The organism is Sporosarcina sp. NPDC096371 (genome assembly GCF_044762865.1).
Lineage (GTDB): Bacteria > Bacillota > Bacilli > Bacillales_A > Planococcaceae > Sporosarcina.
The window spans coordinates 118693-135786 of the sequence record NZ_JBIWFE010000005.1 but is presented as its reverse complement, the minus strand read 5'-3'; the positions used below and the strand labels follow the sequence as shown (position 1 = coordinate 135786).

Below are 17094 nucleotides of genomic sequence, written 5' to 3'. Positions count from 1 at the left end.
GACTGTCTAGATTTTCATCTCTCCATATACAAAAATCCCAAGAATCAAGCATCGATTCTTGGGATTTTCTATCTTTAATTCTCTAACTCCAACAAAGCCATACACTCAACTTCGAAATGTATCTATTTTTCTTCGTTATCAGTTTCCTCTGTTATATCCTTATTATAATTGTACTGAGAAGGATCAACTTTCGTAAAACCTGCCGGTGTATAGAACCTCAATAAGTCACCATTCACAACTTTATCAGATAATTGTAGTTTATATTCTACTTCTTTTTTATACTCATTCGCTTTTTCTAATTGATTATCATCTATTGGTAAACCAGTTGTAGCATCATAGAACTTCCCATCAATTGAATAGATAGTAGGACTGACATAATCATTATTTCTAAATGTTACTACACCATTATGCTCTTTTGATAATATGTCGGTACCAAATTGCACATATTCTTTAGTATCAATTCCCAGTAAGTGTAACAAAGTTGGAAGAAGGTCAATTTGCCCTCCGTAAGTATGATTGACTCCCCCTTGCATTCCTGGAACGTGAATAATTAATGGTACACGTTGCAAATCAGCACTTTCATAAGGTGTAATTTCTTTTCCAATGACTTGTTCCATGGCTTTATTATGATTTTCTGAAATACCGTAATGGTCACCATAAAAAACAAGCATACTGTTATCATATAAACCTGACTTTTGTAATTCAGCAATAAACTGTTCTATCGCTTCATCCGCATAACGAGCAGTTTGGAAATAATTATCTACACTTGCATCACCCGTATCAGCTTTACCAATTGTTGTTAAGTCTTGATTCATTTTATATGGAAAATGGTTCCCAACCGTAATAAATTTCGAATAGAAAGGTTGAGGTAACGTTTTAATAAGATCTAATGATTGTTCAAAGAATGGCTTATCCAATAAACCATATTCAGCCATATCTTCCTTAGAACTAGTGTTATAATAATTAGCATCAAAGAAATGGTCATAGCCGAATGATTTATAAACCTCATTACGATTCCAGAAACTTCCTTTATTACCGTGGAATACAGCAGATGTATAACCATCCTCTTTTAATATTGCAGGAGCTGCTTGATACGTATTCTGACCTTTTGTAATATACGCAGATCCTTGCGGTAAACCAAATAAAGAGTTTTCAAGCATAAATTCAGCATCTGAAGTTTTACCTTGAGCTGTCTGGTGGAAGAAGTTATCAAAGTATAGTGTATTTGGATCTTTAATTAATGAATTTAAGAATGGTGTTACTTCTTCACCGTTTAATTTATAGTTCATCAAAAAGTTTTGGAATGACTCCAAATGGATATAGATGACGTTCATATCTTTAGCTGCGCCAAAATATTCTTGATTAGGTTCCGCATAGTTAGATTTTGTAAAGTTAATAACTTCTGTTATATCATCGCTATCAGCTAAAGCCCTTTTCGAAGACGCCTTAATAGTTTCAGTAGCATCGTATATCGTATAGTTATACATTCCTAAATACTTAACAATATAGTTTCTATCAAAACCACGAGTTAATAGCTGTGGACGATCAGCATTAGCTAGTCCTAAATTTAATGCAGATATTGCTATTGCAAAAGCAATCACTGGAATTGCTTTTTTGTATCTAATTTTACTATTATCTTTTTGTATTTTTTTAGATAACCATAGGTAAATCAACAAAAATACATCAAGAAAGAACAATATATCGTAGGGTTTTAATAAAGAGACAATACTGCCACCTAAGTCTCCAAAATTTTGCGTTTGAGTAATCGTTGGTAATGTAATAAAGTCACTAAAAAATCTATAATAAACTGTATTTGCATATAAAAGAATAGACATAAGAGAGTAAATTATAACAAGTAATGTATATTTTGCCCGTCCTTTGAAAATGAATGAAAGTCCGAGAAACAACATAGCTGAACCCAATGGATTTAAAAGTAAAAGGAATTGTTGAAGGAATCCTTCTACCCCTAAGTTAAATTGTGTTACTTGTGTGATATACGTTTTAATCCATAACATGAAAACGGCAAATAAATAAAAACCAATAAACTTGTTTAAAAAGGCAGCTTTTTTAATATTTAAACTATCCATTTTTTCACCTTCCTATTAGTTTAATAATAATCACATTTTACATTAAAGTATTATTTTGGTAAAAAATAGGTTTTTATATTTTTTAAAGCTAATACAGCCTACATCTTATTCAGGCTTCTGTCAAGCAAGTAAATCTACGGAGCTTACGACATTTCTCTATACCACAACTATTTATACTTATTAAATGGATATATTGTCTAGTGTAGTTAAAAAATAACCTGTCCCATTATTTACTTGACGATTATAATCCTCCAATATAAAAAATTACCAATAACTCATAATTTAATTATTCCTATCAAATAACGAATCCCGATTTAGGAATCCGCTTTTGATTAAAACTATACTAACTCCAACCAAGCAACACACTCCACATGTGTTGGGTACTGGCGGTAGATAAAAACAATTCCATTATGGATCTAGTGCTAGTCACTCAAACAAAGATGATTGCTTGAACTTTCATGCTTGAATGAGTGCCTGTGCACCAACACTTAACGTAGTGCATAAGCAAACGCCCCATTATCTTTTCGGATAATGGGGCGTTCTTTGTAAAGGTCACTCAAACTTAATCTTCTAAAACTAGCATTGAAACTAACTCAACATGCGTAGTATGTGGGAACAAGTCGACAGGTTGCACAGTCTGAAGCTTGTAGCCAAATGGCAGCAATTCAGTGATGTCCGTTGCAAATGTGTCAGGATTACATGATACATAGACGATCCGTTTTGGTTGAGAGCGTCCAATGCGGCGCATTACTTTCCCGCCAGCTCCGCAACGTGGTGGGTCGACCAACAGAATATCAGCGAATCCGAAATGCTCATGCATTTCATCTAGCCCATGTCGTGCATCACGGGCAAGGAATGTCGTGTTATGCAAATCATTATCGATGGCATTACGTTTTGCGGATTCAATCGACGTCTCGACAATCTCGATTCCCGCCAATTCCTTCACGCGTGCAGCGAACGGTAATGAGAACGTACCGACACCACAAAACAGGTCGATCATTTTCTCGTCTTCCTTCGGTTTCCCCATCTCGAGCGCAAGGTCCACAAGCTTTTTGGCCTGTAAAGGGTTCGTCTGGAAGAATGTATCGAACCAAAGGCGATAGCGATAGCCTGCCATTTCATCATAAATGAAATCACGCCCCGCTAGCAGATGCGTATCCTCCGATTGTGTGCGATCCGCCCAGTCTGTGTTGACAAGCCATAGAAGACTTTTCACATTCGGGAACTTCTTCGTGATCCGCTCAACAAGATTTTCAACGGCAGACGCCAATTCACCATCAGGCGTTTTCGTAGCGAACAATGCCAACATCATTTCGCCCGTTGCAAACGATTCCCGCACCATCAAATGGCGAAGAAGTCCTTCATGTGCATCTTTGTCATAACCTTTAAGGCCGAACTCTTTTACCCATTCACTGACTTCCAACATGCCATCGACCATATTCCGCCCTGCAATCATACATGTTTCCAGTGAGACGATCTTACGGAAATTCCCTTGTTCATGCATGCCAATGTCGCCTTCGGGTGAAAACGTGAATTCCATCTTATTTCGGTAATGCCAAGGGTTGTCCATGCCGATTGTATCCAGTACCAGTTCAGGATCAAATCCTTCACTTATCAATGCATTCTTCACTTGCTGCGTCTTATGCTTCAATTGGCCATCATACGTCCAGTGTTGCCATACACAACCTCCGCAAAGTTCAAAATGCTGACAAGGTGCTTCCGTCCGTTCAGGACTTGCGACTAAAATCTCTGCCGGCATTACTTTTCTAGTGCGCTTATCGGGTCGATCGACAACGACCTGCACCGACTCCCCTGGGAGTGTTTGTGGAATCGTCAGCTTCAACTTTCTAGGATTAAACCCTTTATCACTCTCAATCCAAACCGCAGATCGTCCATTGCCCTTACGATCTAAATGGTCAATTTCCGCGACAAACGTTTCTTCTTTTATAATAGTCAAGGAATAATTCCCCTTTCAACAGTCAATTCATGTATCGAAGGATCATTTCTACAATGCTTGTGTATCTCTTCGAAAAAGTCATGCCTTGTCATTATAACGAAAATAGGGCTGAATGAACATGCACTTCTTACAAATTCAGCAACTTGCAGTGTAAGGTGTGACAGACACAAAAAATGTTCGCAACATGGATAGCCGACAGTCGCTCCTACAATTAATTCTGTGCATCTATATATGTTGATTGAAAGAATCCTATCTACAACGCTTGGCGCTTGGGGATGCCTCCCGCGATAAGCCTACTAGAAAACCACTAGCAGTCTTATCGCTTCGGCTACCCCAGTAAGGCGCCTTCGCTGGAGATTAGGTGAGAATCATAAGTTCAACATATCTAACAAAAAGAACTTATACTAGGTATGATGGGTAAAGAACTTTGCAACAACTACAATCGTTTTTATAGGTTACAAATGGAAGTTGCAAAACCCGACGTGAAATTTTGATAGAATAAGTGCAAATGAAATCGTGGATAAGGAGACGATGATGAAGAAGCCTACTATACTTCTCGTAACAAAAACCGAAAAAGTATGTAAAACATTTGAAGAAAATCTTAGAATGTTTTTTAGTTCAAAAATTGATATTCATACATGTCGCGAAACCTCTCTATTACAGGAAGAAGGTATCCATAGCGCCGATTTAATTTTAGTATCGAGCCCAGCGCTTGAAAAATCGATTAGAGCATTAAATACAACCACACCTGTGATGGTTGCACGAAGGTCTATTCAAATTGAAAAGTTAGAACAACTTTTAGTTTTGCCTGCTAAAACAAGAATCCTATTAGTTACTAACTCTATAGAAGTCGCTACAGACTCATTTGATCTTCTGTATGCCTTTGGATTTGGTCATTTAACGTTAATTCCTTATGTTCCAGGTGTAACAAATCCCGAACAGGCAGAGAACCTAGACGTAGCCATTACATTTGGACAAGCTGAACTTGTACCAAATCCTATCAAAAGAATCATTAATTTAGAAAATCGCCCCATTGATTTAACGACTATGCTTGATATTGCCCGTCTTTTAAATCTTTCTTTAGAAAAAGCACACTTTTATACGGCAGGGTTTTTTAGAGATTTTGTGAAAATGGGAAGAAGTTTATCATTATCCATCCAAAATGAAAAACGACTACGGCAAAAATTAGATTCTGTCTTGAACGCAGTACATGAAGGCATTATAGGGCTAGATGAAAATGGGAACATTACACTGATCAATGAAGATGCCTATCAAATCTTGCAACTCCCTCCCCTATCCTTCATCGGAAAGAACTATAAAGAAGTTCTACCTGATTTCCAGATCCATGAGACTTTTGTTGATCAACAAGAACAACTGGATACCTTACTGCAAATAAATAATCGCTCCTTGTTAGTTTCTAAAGTTCCCTTAACATTTAACAACCAATTAGTAGGTCTTGTCATTACGTTTCAAGATGTTACAAGAGTTGAAAAAATGGAACAAGAAATCAGACGAAAAAGTACAGAGTTAGGTCTAACAACCAAATATACCTTTGATAATATTATTGGAGATAGCCCTCTGATTGTATCTGCAAAACAGAAAGCGGCTCGATTGGCTAACAGTGATTATACCGTGTTAATCACGGGAGAGAATGGTACGGGAAAGGAAATCTTTGCACAAGCTATACATACTAGCTCAGAAAGAAAAGACGGTCCCTTTGTAGCGGTTAACTTTGCAGGACTAAGCGAGACGTTAATCGAAAGTGAATTATTTGGCTATGAAGGTGGGGCATTTACAGGTGCAAGAAAAGAAGGGAAAATGGGCTTGTTTGAATTAGCCCATAATGGAACTATTTTTATGGATGAAATCGGGGATGCCTCATTAAGTATTCAAGCGTCCCTTCTACGGGTTCTTCAAGAACGCCAAGTCATGCGTGTAGGTGGCAACAAAATCATCCCGATAAATGTACGAATTATTGCAGCTACCAACAAAAACTTATATCAAATGATGCAAGAAGGTACATTTCGTGAAGATTTATACTACCGCCTAAATGTTCTACCCTTGCAGATCCCTTCACTTCGGGAAAGAAAACAGGATGTATTTATACTGATCGACACCTTATTAAAGGTCAACAAGAGAAATTTAATTTTTGAACCAGCTATAAAAAACCTCTTGCTAACCTATAATTGGCCAGGGAATATCCGAGAACTTGAAAGTTTCATTCATTATTTACTGGTCATTGTTGAAGGGAATGTGGTTACTGAAAATCATATACCCCATCAGATTTTGCAATCACAAAAGAACGTTAATCCGTCAGAGAATTCATTATCGGAAATTGAAGAGACACTTCTCTATTTAAAAACAGGCAATTTTATAGAAGACTATACATCCATCTTAGAAATACTGTGGATTTGTAAAAAGAGAGATAAAAGTATTGGGAGAGGTGTCATTCAAGAAATGCTCCCCTATTTCTTGTCTGATTCACAGTTGCGACATCGATTATCGATATTGCACAAAGCTAAATGTATTAACGTCGGCATCAAAAAACAAGGGACAGAGATGACAGAATTAGGCGTGGAAATACTGAATCGATTAAAATCCTAACGGTTGGACGTACTGTTATTCCAACAAAGCCACGGAAAAAAAACAGCTTTTACGATGAGCTGCATCCCACTTGTTAGACATCCTCTAACAAGTGGGATGCTTTTTATTGGTTTCATTTACTGCTGAAAAGAGGATTGTACTATGACGAAAAAACAATACCCCTATTTGGCTAAACAACAACCTCTGCACTTTTAGGTTCTTTTATAGATAACCGACCTCCTATAAACAAACCTAAAAAGTACTCACTTAAATTAAAAACTCTTTTAAAGAAGCAATTTACTAACCTTAATAATTGGCACGATTCTTGCAATACGTTTAGTTGCGAGTTTTCGTATTACTAATTCAACTTTCGGAAATAAACTTACTCGTAAAGCGGGTGATCTTTTCGAGCGAAAACTTTGCATACTGTCGTAATTTAAAGGGGGAATCATATTGGAACAGAAAAAGAAGAAAAAAAGGTTTTCAATGCCAGATGCATTTATTATCATTTTTGGCATCATAGTTTTATCAGCAATTGCAACATACCTTGTCCCATCAGGGTCCTTTGAGCGAAAAGAAATTGATGGCAGGCAAGTCGTTATTGATGGTACATACGCTCCTACAGAAGCAAACCCAGCCTCCGTACTGGATATCTTTGTCGCCATTCATCGAGGGATGGTCGATAGTGCAGATTTGATCTTCATGGTACTTATTGTTGGTGGGGTTGTGGCTATATTCGAACACACCGGAGCCATCAACACAGGTATAAATGCCATGATCCAGAAAGCAAATGGCAGGAAGTATCCACTCATCATTACATTCATTGTACTCTTTGCCTGTATGGATATGGCGGGGTTAAGTGGAAACGCTGTCATTGCCTTTATTCCAATTGGGATTATTCTCGCAAAAGCATTAAAACTTGATCCAATCGTTGGTGTGGCAATGATTTATTTAGGCCAATATGTAGGAGTAGCGACTGGCACGTTTGATCCCGTGATCACTGGATTGGCACAAAAGATTGCTGAACTCCCATTATTCTCAGGGGCAAGCCTTCGATTTGCAGCATTTGTATCATTGCTTATTGTAACAATCATTTATATTTGTCTTTATGTAAAAAAAATCAGCAAAGACCCAGCAAAAAGTTTAATGGGCATTACTCCATTTGCTGATGATCTTGATGAAAAAGCAGAAGACTATGGACCATTTACCGGTAGACATAAATTAGTCTTACTAACGTTCGCTGTTTTCATCGGAATATTCCTTTATGGTGTATTTAATTTTGAATGGGGTATCGGTGAGCTGTCTGCGATTTTCCTTATGATGGGGATAGTTGCAGCATTTATCGGAAAAATTAATGCCAATGATTTTATTCAGGTATTTATTAAGGGAGCTCAAGGCATCGTTTACGGAGCCTTAGTTATCGGTTTAGCAAGAGCTGCTATTATTCTACTTGAAAACGGTAATATATTAGATACGATTGTAAGTTCCGCGTTTGCACCATTGAGTAATTTGCCGACGATTGTTGGAGCTCAAGCTATATTCTTCTTTAACTTGTTCTTTAATTTGCTCGTCACTTCTGGCACAGGTCAAGCAGCTATTGTCATGCCTTTCATTGTTCCATTAGTTGATATGCTAGACATCACAAGACAAACAGGGGTACTTGCTTTCAAACTCGGCGACGGGATTACCAATATGATTACGCCGACATCTGGTGTGTTAATGGCAGTACTCGCAGTCGGGAAAATTCCATATTTGAAATGGGTTAAGTTTATTTTCCCACTCGTCGTTCTCTGGACGATTGTTGCCGTTATTTTAATAACAATCGCTGTGCTCATTGATTATGGACCATTTTAAGGTGAAGGAGCGTTATTATGGATCAAATTAAAAAATATATGATAGACAATAAGGAATATATACTTGCAGACATTCAATACTTAGTGGAGAGCGATTCTCCATCAAATCATAAGCAATTAGCAGATATGTGTAATCAAAAAATCCAACATTTATTCCAACGCTATTTTGGCTACAAAGCCGAAGTAATCGAGCAAGAGCATTATGGAAATCATCTTCGTTTTGAATTTGGCACAGGAGATGAAACGATTTTACTGTTATCGCACTTTGATACCGTTTGGAACGAAGGAGATCTAGTGTTTAAAGTAGAGGGTGACAAAGTCTTTGGACCAGGAATTCTGGATATGAAGGGCGGACTCGTTCAAGCCATTTGGTCTTTGAAAGCGCTTCAAGATTTGCAGATCCCATTAGAAAAAAAAGTGGTATTTCTGTGTACAAGTGATGAAGAGATCGGTAGCCCTTCTTCCAAAGATTTGATAGAAAAAGAAGCAAAGAGTAGCGACTTTGCTTTAGTCACAGAACCACCAGTAGAAGGATCCAGAGCATTGAAAACAGGCAGAAAAGGGACATCCCGCTACTTTGTTGATATTGAAGGCAAAGCTGCTCATGCAGGGAATAATCATGAGGATGGGATTAGTGCGATTAAAGAAGCAGCCCAGCAAATTGTCTACTTGGAATCCCTTACTGATTATGATACTGGCACAACGATTAATGTTGGCTCCATAACTGGTGGTGGGAAACTAAACGTTGTATCAGATTCATCAACGTTTGGCATTGATGTACGTGTCAAGTCTCGGGAAGAACAGCAGCGAATCGATACCATTATTAAGGGATTAAAACCGCATACAGAAGGAATTACCCTTAAGGTAAGTGGCGGCATTAACCGCCCCCCTATGAACCGTAATGAAAAAACAAGTGAGCTCTTTACAATTGCGAAAAGAGTCGCAAAGGATTTAGGCATAGATTTACAAGAAGCGTACGTAGGCGGTGGCAGTGACGGCAATTTCACAGCTAACCTAGGTGTGCCGACACTAGACGGTCTAGGCGCTGTCGGTAAAGGTATCCACGCTAGACACGAGCATATCCTAGCAAGTGAAATACCAACCCGCACAGCACTGTTATGTACATTAATTTGTACTTTATAGAAACGTTTAACATGAAAAAACGGTCCTCAAGGGCCGTTTTTTTCATGTCAGGTGCCAGGTTATAAAACAATTCGGAACCTGGACCCTTCACTAGAGTCGCTCACATCATTAATTCAGTGCAACAACAGAAAAATAATGATAGTATATTATGATGAGCAAAAGACCTCGCAAAAGCTAACATCACCTTTAGATGTTGCAAAAGGAGAAGATAATAATGAGTAACGAACATAATTTTTGGCTTGATTTACCGAAGCCGTTTTTTATATTAGCACCGATGGAAGATGTCACTGATGTTGTGTTTCGTCACGTCATTAGTGAAGCTGGAAAACCCGACGTATTTTTCACGGAATTCACTAATACAGAAAGTTATTGCCATCCTAACGGAAGAGAGAGTGTCCGTGGGCGTTTAATGTTTACAGATGATGAGCAACCGATTGTCGCGCATATTTGGGGCAATAAACCCGCATACTTTGAACAGATGAGTATCGATATGAAAAAACTCGGGTTTAAAGGAATCGATTTAAACATGGGATGCCCCGTACAAAACGTTGCGGCAAACGGAAAAGGCGCTGGACTCATACAGCATCCTGAAGTGGCAGCAGAAATTATTCAAGCAGCAAAAGCCGGCGGATTACCAGTTAGTGTAAAAACAAGAATAGGCTACGTCAAGGTTGAAGAATGGCGCGATTGGTTAACGCATGTATTGAAACAAGACATCGCGAATCTGTCCATTCACCTTCGTACACGCAAAGAAATGAGCAAAGTAGATGCACACTGGGAATTGATCCCCGAAATCAAAAAATTAAGGGATGAAATTGCTCCAAATACGTTATTAACCATTAACGGCGATATCCCTGACCGCGCAACAGGTTTAAAATTAGTCGAACAATACGGCGTGGATGGTGTCATGATTGGCCGCGGCGTTTTCACCAATCCATTTGCTTTTGAAAAAGAACCGAAAGAGCATAGTGTAAAAGAGCATCTCAACTTATTACTTTTACAATTAGATCTTCACGATAAATATTCAACAGAAGACGAACCACGTCCATTCAAGCCACTTCTTCGCTTTTTCAAAATCTATATTCGTGGCTTTAAAGGCGCAGCCGAGCTACGCAATGAATTAATGAATACTAAAACAACGGATGAAGTCCGCCGTTTAGTACAACAGGTAGTAGATAACGATTTAGTTTGAGGCAGAACCATGTGTGCCTGCAAAAAAGACTTGTTTTAACAGCAAGTCTTTTTTTGTATGTATGGTTTTATTCTATATTTGCTGAATTTATGATTTCCATCTAATCTCCAGCGAAGGCGCCTTGCAGGGGTAGCCGAAGCGATAAGACAAAGGAGGGATGCAGTTCAATCCCTCCCCGATAATGGTTTTCTATCAGGCTTATCTCGAGATGCATCCCCCAAGCGCTAAGCGTTGTTAGTAAGGTTATTTATGTCAACATACATATTGAACTCTCGAATCGCTATAATGTCTGCGGTTATTAGATTCATTATCGTACAGAATCACATTTACCACCTTCCCGAAAGAAGTTAAATAACGAGTACTAGGTTCTCCGCAAAACAAAAACACCTGAAACATTGAATTAACAATGTTTCAGGTGTTTTTATTGAATCTAACTTAACTCCATTTTGTTACCTCTTATGTCCCAGGAGGGATTCGAACCCCCGACCGACGGCTTAGAAGGCCGTTGCTCTATCCAGCTGAGCTACTGAGACGTGCGTTTCAAACTTTTAGAAATCCGGTCAAATCATGTTCTTAGACCAAAATTACTCTACAAACTATGATAACACATTCAATACGTTCTTTAAAGGTTTTATTTAATATATATATTTTTTCTACCACCAACTACAATACCTCTTGTGACACTGAATAAGAGGATTTCAATAGTTTCGAGTACCAGATTCTAAAACAATCCAGAATTCAACGAGAACGTGACACCCTTCACTTTTTTGCAATTATCTGGTATTAAATTTTAGTGCGAGGGAAGAGAACTTTTAACGAAATTCGCTATGAAGTGCTTGAGGGAATATATGTATAAATATTCGTTAACCTGTCAAGTATGATATAATTAATTCGATATCTTGATATTGAACAGTATAATTATCATTATCAATTAAATAATTTATCTAAAAGGGGAATACTATCATTAGCGGCTATAACACAGTATCAGCAAGAAATACGGAAAATGCTCCAAACAATATCGGTCCCTATTCACAAACTGCAGCTTTCTCACATTACAATAATCTTTCAGCTCAATTACCTATCGAACCCAAAACCGGTAAATTGGTAGCTGGTGGTATAAAAGAGCAGGCTGAACAGTGCTTTAAAAATATCAAGGCAATTTTAGACAGCATCGATCATGTTATGAGCGATGTTGTTAGAATCACTGTATTCGTTAAGAATATCAAAGATATTGACGCTGTAGACGAAGTTTATAAAACATTCTTCCCAACCTATGTTCCTACACGGACGGTAGTAGCAGTTGCAGCTTTACCTATGGATGCTTTGGTGCAAATTGAAGCACTTGTTTCACACGGTGAAGGTACAAAGCCAAACGCACCACAAGCAGGCGACCTCATAAAGCTTACAAATAACACGGCAAATGCACCAACAAGTTGTCTATCTACACAAACTGTGGCTTTCTCTCATTACAATAATCTTTCAGCTCAATTACCTATCGATCCGAAAACTGGCAGATTGGTACCTGGCGGTGTAAAAGAGCAGGCTGGACAGTGCTTGAAAAATATCAAGGCAATTTTAGAAAGTATCGACGTTCCTTTTGACGATATTGTTAAAATTAATATCTTCCTTAAAAACTTCTCGGATATTGAAGCCGTAAACGAAGTTTATACAACATTTTTCCCAGACTCGGCTATCGCCAGGGCCGCAGCCTATGTCCCTGCACGCACAACAATTGCAGCTTCAGCTTTACCTATGGATGCTTTGGTACAAATTGAAGCAGTGGTGTCACACGGAGATGGTACACCCCCACAAGCTGTTGAAGACAGACATGGAATCGTTATATGGGCAAATAACACTGAAAATGCACCAAAAAGTGCTCTATCTACACAAACTGTAGCGTTCTCTCATTACAATCACCTTTCAGCTCAATTACCTTTGGATCCAAAAACGGGTGAAATGGTAGCTGGTGGTGTAAAAGAGCAGGCTGAACAGTGCTTGAAAAATATTATGGCAATTGTAGAAAGTGTCGACCACGTTATGGACGATGTGGTTAAAGTAAATATCTTCCTTAAAAATATCGAGGATATTGATGCTGTAGACGAAGCTTACAAAACATTCTTCCCAGGCGGTGTTCCTGCACGAAGAACAGTTGGCGTATCAGCTTTACCTAATGATGCTTTAATCCAAATCGATGCAGTTGTATCACACGCTGAAGGAACACCTCCAAAAGCATAACAAGCATTTGTTTGTAAATACAGGAACGATCAAAGGTACTTGTTAATGCCGATGGTGAATGCGAAATCGCATATCCTATTCATTAAATTTCAGGTACCTGTGCGCAGAATTAATTAGTTATTTCACTATAATTGTATAATAAAAGGATGAAAAGCAGACAAATTGGCGAATGTCTGCTTTTTTGTATATTTATCCAGATGCGTGAATTGTTTGTCTTTGTGTGACGCACAGGCACCTCCAAATTTAAGTCAAGAAGGGTTAGCACATCAGTTTCGAGTACCAGGTTCTAAAATAATTGAGAATTGCATTAGAAACTGATACTCTTCACTGATTTAATCATTCGATAACCCATTCCTGTCGTAAGTTCGCCTATCTATAACACTTTTTTTCGGCAATCGTATGGCGGTCCTCATCCGACTCTCTACAAAAGTACAGACACACAAAGTGCTGAAGCTTTTGGAGATGAAAGAATAGCATGTTTGTTACAAGAACAAAAGCGCAAGCGCCTGTTCAGCCCCGACAAGCGCCGGAAGGCTTGAAGATAAAGGCGCTCTTTGCCTTTATCAGCAAGACTGAAGCGACTCGAGGGGCTAGGCGCTGGAGCCTAGACGCGAAATCTGTACGTCATAACTTATCCACAGTTCGAGATTTTATAATTTCCTAAGCTAAAAAAAGCCGCCAAAGATACAATTTTGGCGGCTGAAGCTTTCTTTATGGTTTTATTTCTCTTTCATAAAAGTCATATAACTCGTTAATAGAAGAGCTAGACAAGATTTGACTGACACGTTCAATTTTCTCACGTTCCCAATCATACCAACGCATTTCCTTTAACTTGTCGATTTCTTCGTCTGTAAAGCGCTTCCTGATCTCTTTAGCAGGGTTGCCGCCTACTATCGTATAGGGAAGGACGTCTTTTGCAACAACGGATCCAGCCGCAACAATTGCACCTTCACCTATAGTCACACCGGGCATAATCATCGCATTCATACCAATCCAGGCATCACTTTCGATGATGGTATCCCCTTTTGGTTCGTAAGACGTTTCAATTTGCTCCACAAACGGATACACTGTAATCCATTCAGGATGATGATTGTGATTGCCACCCATTAAAATAATGACACCACTTGCAATGCATACGTAGTTTCCTATAATCAATTTATCTAAATGCCAACCATAATCTTCGATCGGGTTAAATAACTTTCTTGATTTTGCATCTCCCCATAGGTATCTAACGCAACCATCTTCAAAATCATGGTTATCGTAATAACCGGAGTAGTAGGAGTACTCCCCCACTTCGATCATTGGATTAGTGATAATATCCTTCAGATACTTAATTTCAGACCAGTGGTTAAATTGATGTTGTTTCATTCTTTTCCCTCGCTTCTAAGTAGGTTAAACATTTTTTTACTTAGAAGCTTAATGCCGTAGCAACATTCTTAAACCGTTTCAAACGACGAACCATCGCTCTCATCCTTTTCCTCTTTGATGGGAAGATCGTAACAAACTAATCATCTGATTGTCAAATCCCTTCTATACAACAACACGGATTTCCGATTGACGAACTATTTTTTCGCAGGAAATACTGGTGAATAATGCTTGGGAATCTTTATTTTCACCAGACCATTTACGGTCCGCTTTCGGCAATTCATCATGACAGATTTACCGAGGGGCGGTGTTGCTATGAAATGTGCAAAAAAAAAGCTCACACTACAACACAATGTGTTTAGTATAAGCTGGTAGATTTCTATTGTTCCACATAATCATTTTGGAACGTCCTAAGACAACGTAATGATTCGCTTGTCACAGGGTCCCATGAACACCCATTTGTAGTTATTCAGCAGCTGTCCATTTTTCAATGATGAAATCGGCATAAGTCGTTAAGTTAGTAAAGGCCTCATTTGAAATGACGCCAGTCGCTTTTTGCTGATCAAGGAGTAGTTTAAAGCTGTTCATATGTTTAACTACTTTCTCTACTTCATTATTAGTTTCGTATAGATTAACAGCAGATAAATGCATCACTAACGTACGTGAAGCCACTTGATCGGCGAAAGCACCTTCATTTATGAAGTGAGTAATTTGCGCGTTCATGTTAGCTGCCGTACCTGGTTTAGATAAACTATACAATGGTAGCGCAGAGATTTCATTGTATTTTGCACGTTCATCAAATAGAAACGGTAGTACTGTCATCATTGGCTGATTCATCGAGATGAACGTACCATTACTAAGGTTTACAGTTTCCATATTAAAGAACTTAATGTGCTTGCTTACATCATTCGTCTGGTCTTTCGTCAATAAATACCCCATCGGTTTTGTTTCTAAAATATTCTTTGGCGCCCAGTTATCAGCACCATCTAAGTAGAATGGTACGGATGGATCAATACCATCGGCAGTACGGCGTTCTTTCGCACCCGCTCTAACTGTTGCAATCTCATCAAAATAATCTTGGTAAAACGCTACTGCAGCATTCGTAACACTTCTTTGCATATCCACACGCTTTTGGAAAGTCGTTCCAGTTCCTGACTCTGTCAATAGCGTTAAACCACCACGCAACGCACCCATATTACGTAAAATACGCTCATCTTCTCCACCAGCTCCACCAGGACTTCCGTATAAGCCTGTTGTCCAACCATCTTTTTGTGCAACTGGGAAAACATATTCTTCAACCAATTTAACGTTTAGTTCACGTAACTCTGCATCTACGTTAAGGTTCCGCGGCCACAAAGCCTCGATGTCTGGATCATTTCCTCCACGTTCGTGTAAATCTACTGTAATGTCCGGATTAAAGTAGCTTAGCACTCCCGCAATGAATTCGTTTTCCGGGCTAGTAAGATTTAAGTTGTCGCGGTTATTATCCAAACGCCATTCATTTGTACGTCTGTTATCTTGACGTCCATCCGGATTCGGTGTTGGTGTAAATAAAAACGTTGTCTTCTTTAATAAAGCCAACATCTCTGGATCTTCAGTAAAAGCGATATCACGGATTAAACTTAAAGCCATTTCTCGTCCAGCTGGCTCATTTCCGTGTGGTGTACCAATGATAAACATATTTCTTCCATCAGCAATTTCCTCGTCTGTTAGCAATGGGTTTCCAACTCGTATAAGGTGGATTGGTTTCCCTAAAACGGAAGTACCCTCTTGTGTCACTCTTACATTATCCGACAATTCATCGATCTTAGTCAGATAATCATACTCTTCTTCAAGGGTTGTCCAACTTTCACCATTACGCATTTCAAATCCCGTTTTCGGTAAATCTTCGGCAGCAAAAGCACTAGGCGTTGCAAATCCGGTTACTGAAATCAGTAGCGCGACTATAAATAAAACGGAAAAACCTCTTAGTTTTCTCATCATGTTTTTCATTTCCCCCTTTAATATCATTAATAACTAACCAGCAACACCTGTGAAAAATTGTATTGATTGTTTATCCATAGAATATAGTTTGATAGTTGGTCGATTTATTGAAACTCCCCCTTCGCTCAAAGTCTCTATTCTACTTTTACTCACCCCTTTACATGAATTTGAATAGTATTAAAATTCATGTTGTTACAACCATAATATATTTTAATAATACATTGTCAATCTGCATAAAATATTCCAAAACTGCAGATATCATCACTTTTCATTGAACTTAGACAGTATTTTCTGACCAGCCTCTATTTTTGTCGTGTCTATTTTAGGAATAATACTTGTTATCTTCAATAATAAAGTCGAAGAAAAAATTTCCTACTTACATCCCCCACCACTTTTCGAACCTCATCAACTCCATTGGCTAAAGTAAGTGCAGGCTGGCTACCCACATAATGATTACAGTAACAGGGTATTCCGATGGCGGTGAGATGTCGTCCTTGCTATTGGTCTTTATCTACTGTGCAATTCGCCTACCGGATTGATCATTATGAAAACAAAAGACCTAAGCCCGGTGGAATACCGAACTTAGGCCTTAGAAGTTAATTAACAGACTATTCCTAACTTTATTGGGTCAGAATAGTTTTTTCATTTTAGGACTTTATTGAGCAGTCCTGTCTTCTTTTTATATAGTTTTTCATT

9 protein-coding genes and 1 tRNA gene are annotated in these 17094 nt (G+C 38.5%); 5 read left to right on the top strand and 5 right to left on the bottom strand.

The window, feature by feature from the left end:
* Positions 1–122: 122 nt before the first annotated feature.
* Together ltaS and rlmD are read right to left on the bottom strand one after the other, a co-directional pair.
* Positions 123–2087, bottom strand: a complete 1965-nt coding sequence (ltaS, locus tag ACIQ0H_RS14515) for a lipoteichoic acid synthase (protein ID WP_403416018.1) — start codon at positions 2085–2087, stop codon at positions 123–125.
* Positions 2088–2649: 562 nt separating this feature from the next.
* Positions 2650–4044: a 23S rRNA (uracil(1939)-C(5))-methyltransferase RlmD gene (gene rlmD / locus ACIQ0H_RS14510; protein ID WP_403416015.1), complete on the bottom strand. Its 1395-nt coding sequence runs from the start codon at positions 4042–4044 to the stop codon at positions 2650–2652.
* Positions 4045–4578: 534 nt separating this feature from the next.
* On the opposite strand from rlmD, the gene ACIQ0H_RS14505 reads away from it, so the two are divergent.
* From ACIQ0H_RS14505 to ACIQ0H_RS14490, 4 genes are all read left to right on the top strand, one after another.
* The gene (locus ACIQ0H_RS14505) at positions 4579–6648 is read left to right on the top strand and encodes a sigma-54 interaction domain-containing protein (RefSeq protein WP_403416013.1); all 2070 of its coding nucleotides are present in this window, start codon (positions 4579–4581) and stop codon (positions 6646–6648) included.
* A 432-nt stretch (positions 6649–7080) separates the two neighbouring features.
* Positions 7081–8481 (top strand): YfcC family protein, encoded by a 1401-nt coding sequence (locus ACIQ0H_RS14500; RefSeq protein ID WP_403416009.1) that lies wholly within the window; start codon positions 7081–7083, stop codon positions 8479–8481.
* A gap of 17 nt (positions 8482–8498) precedes the next feature.
* Positions 8499–9623: a M20 family metallopeptidase gene (locus ACIQ0H_RS14495; protein WP_403416006.1), complete on the top strand. Its 1125-nt coding sequence runs from the start codon at positions 8499–8501 to the stop codon at positions 9621–9623.
* Positions 9624–9837: 214 nt separating this feature from the next.
* Complete coding sequence (locus ACIQ0H_RS14490) at positions 9838–10815, top strand: tRNA dihydrouridine synthase (RefSeq protein ID WP_403416004.1); 978 nt, start codon at positions 9838–9840, stop codon at positions 10813–10815.
* 459 nt (positions 10816–11274) lie between these two features.
* Here the strand turns inward: ACIQ0H_RS14490 and ACIQ0H_RS14485 are convergent.
* Positions 11275–11348: transfer RNA gene (locus ACIQ0H_RS14485), tRNA-Arg, on the bottom strand.
* A gap of 427 nt (positions 11349–11775) precedes the next feature.
* On the opposite strand from ACIQ0H_RS14485, the gene ACIQ0H_RS14480 reads away from it, so the two are divergent.
* The gene (locus ACIQ0H_RS14480; RefSeq protein ID WP_403416537.1) at positions 11776–13050 is read left to right on the top strand and encodes a RidA family protein; all 1275 of its coding nucleotides are present in this window, start codon (positions 11776–11778) and stop codon (positions 13048–13050) included.
* A 711-nt stretch (positions 13051–13761) separates the two neighbouring features.
* Here ACIQ0H_RS14480 and ACIQ0H_RS14475 read toward each other — a convergent pair.
* Both ACIQ0H_RS14475 and ACIQ0H_RS14470 read right to left on the bottom strand, forming a co-directional pair.
* A complete protein-coding gene (locus tag ACIQ0H_RS14475; protein ID WP_403416002.1) occupies positions 13762–14418 on the bottom strand; it encodes a CatB-related O-acetyltransferase in 657 nt (218 codons plus the stop codon).
* Between the two features lie 462 nt (positions 14419–14880).
* The gene (locus ACIQ0H_RS14470) at positions 14881–16398 is read right to left on the bottom strand and encodes a M14 family zinc carboxypeptidase (protein ID WP_403415999.1); all 1518 of its coding nucleotides are present in this window, start codon (positions 16396–16398) and stop codon (positions 14881–14883) included.
* Positions 16399–17094 lie beyond the last annotated feature (696 nt).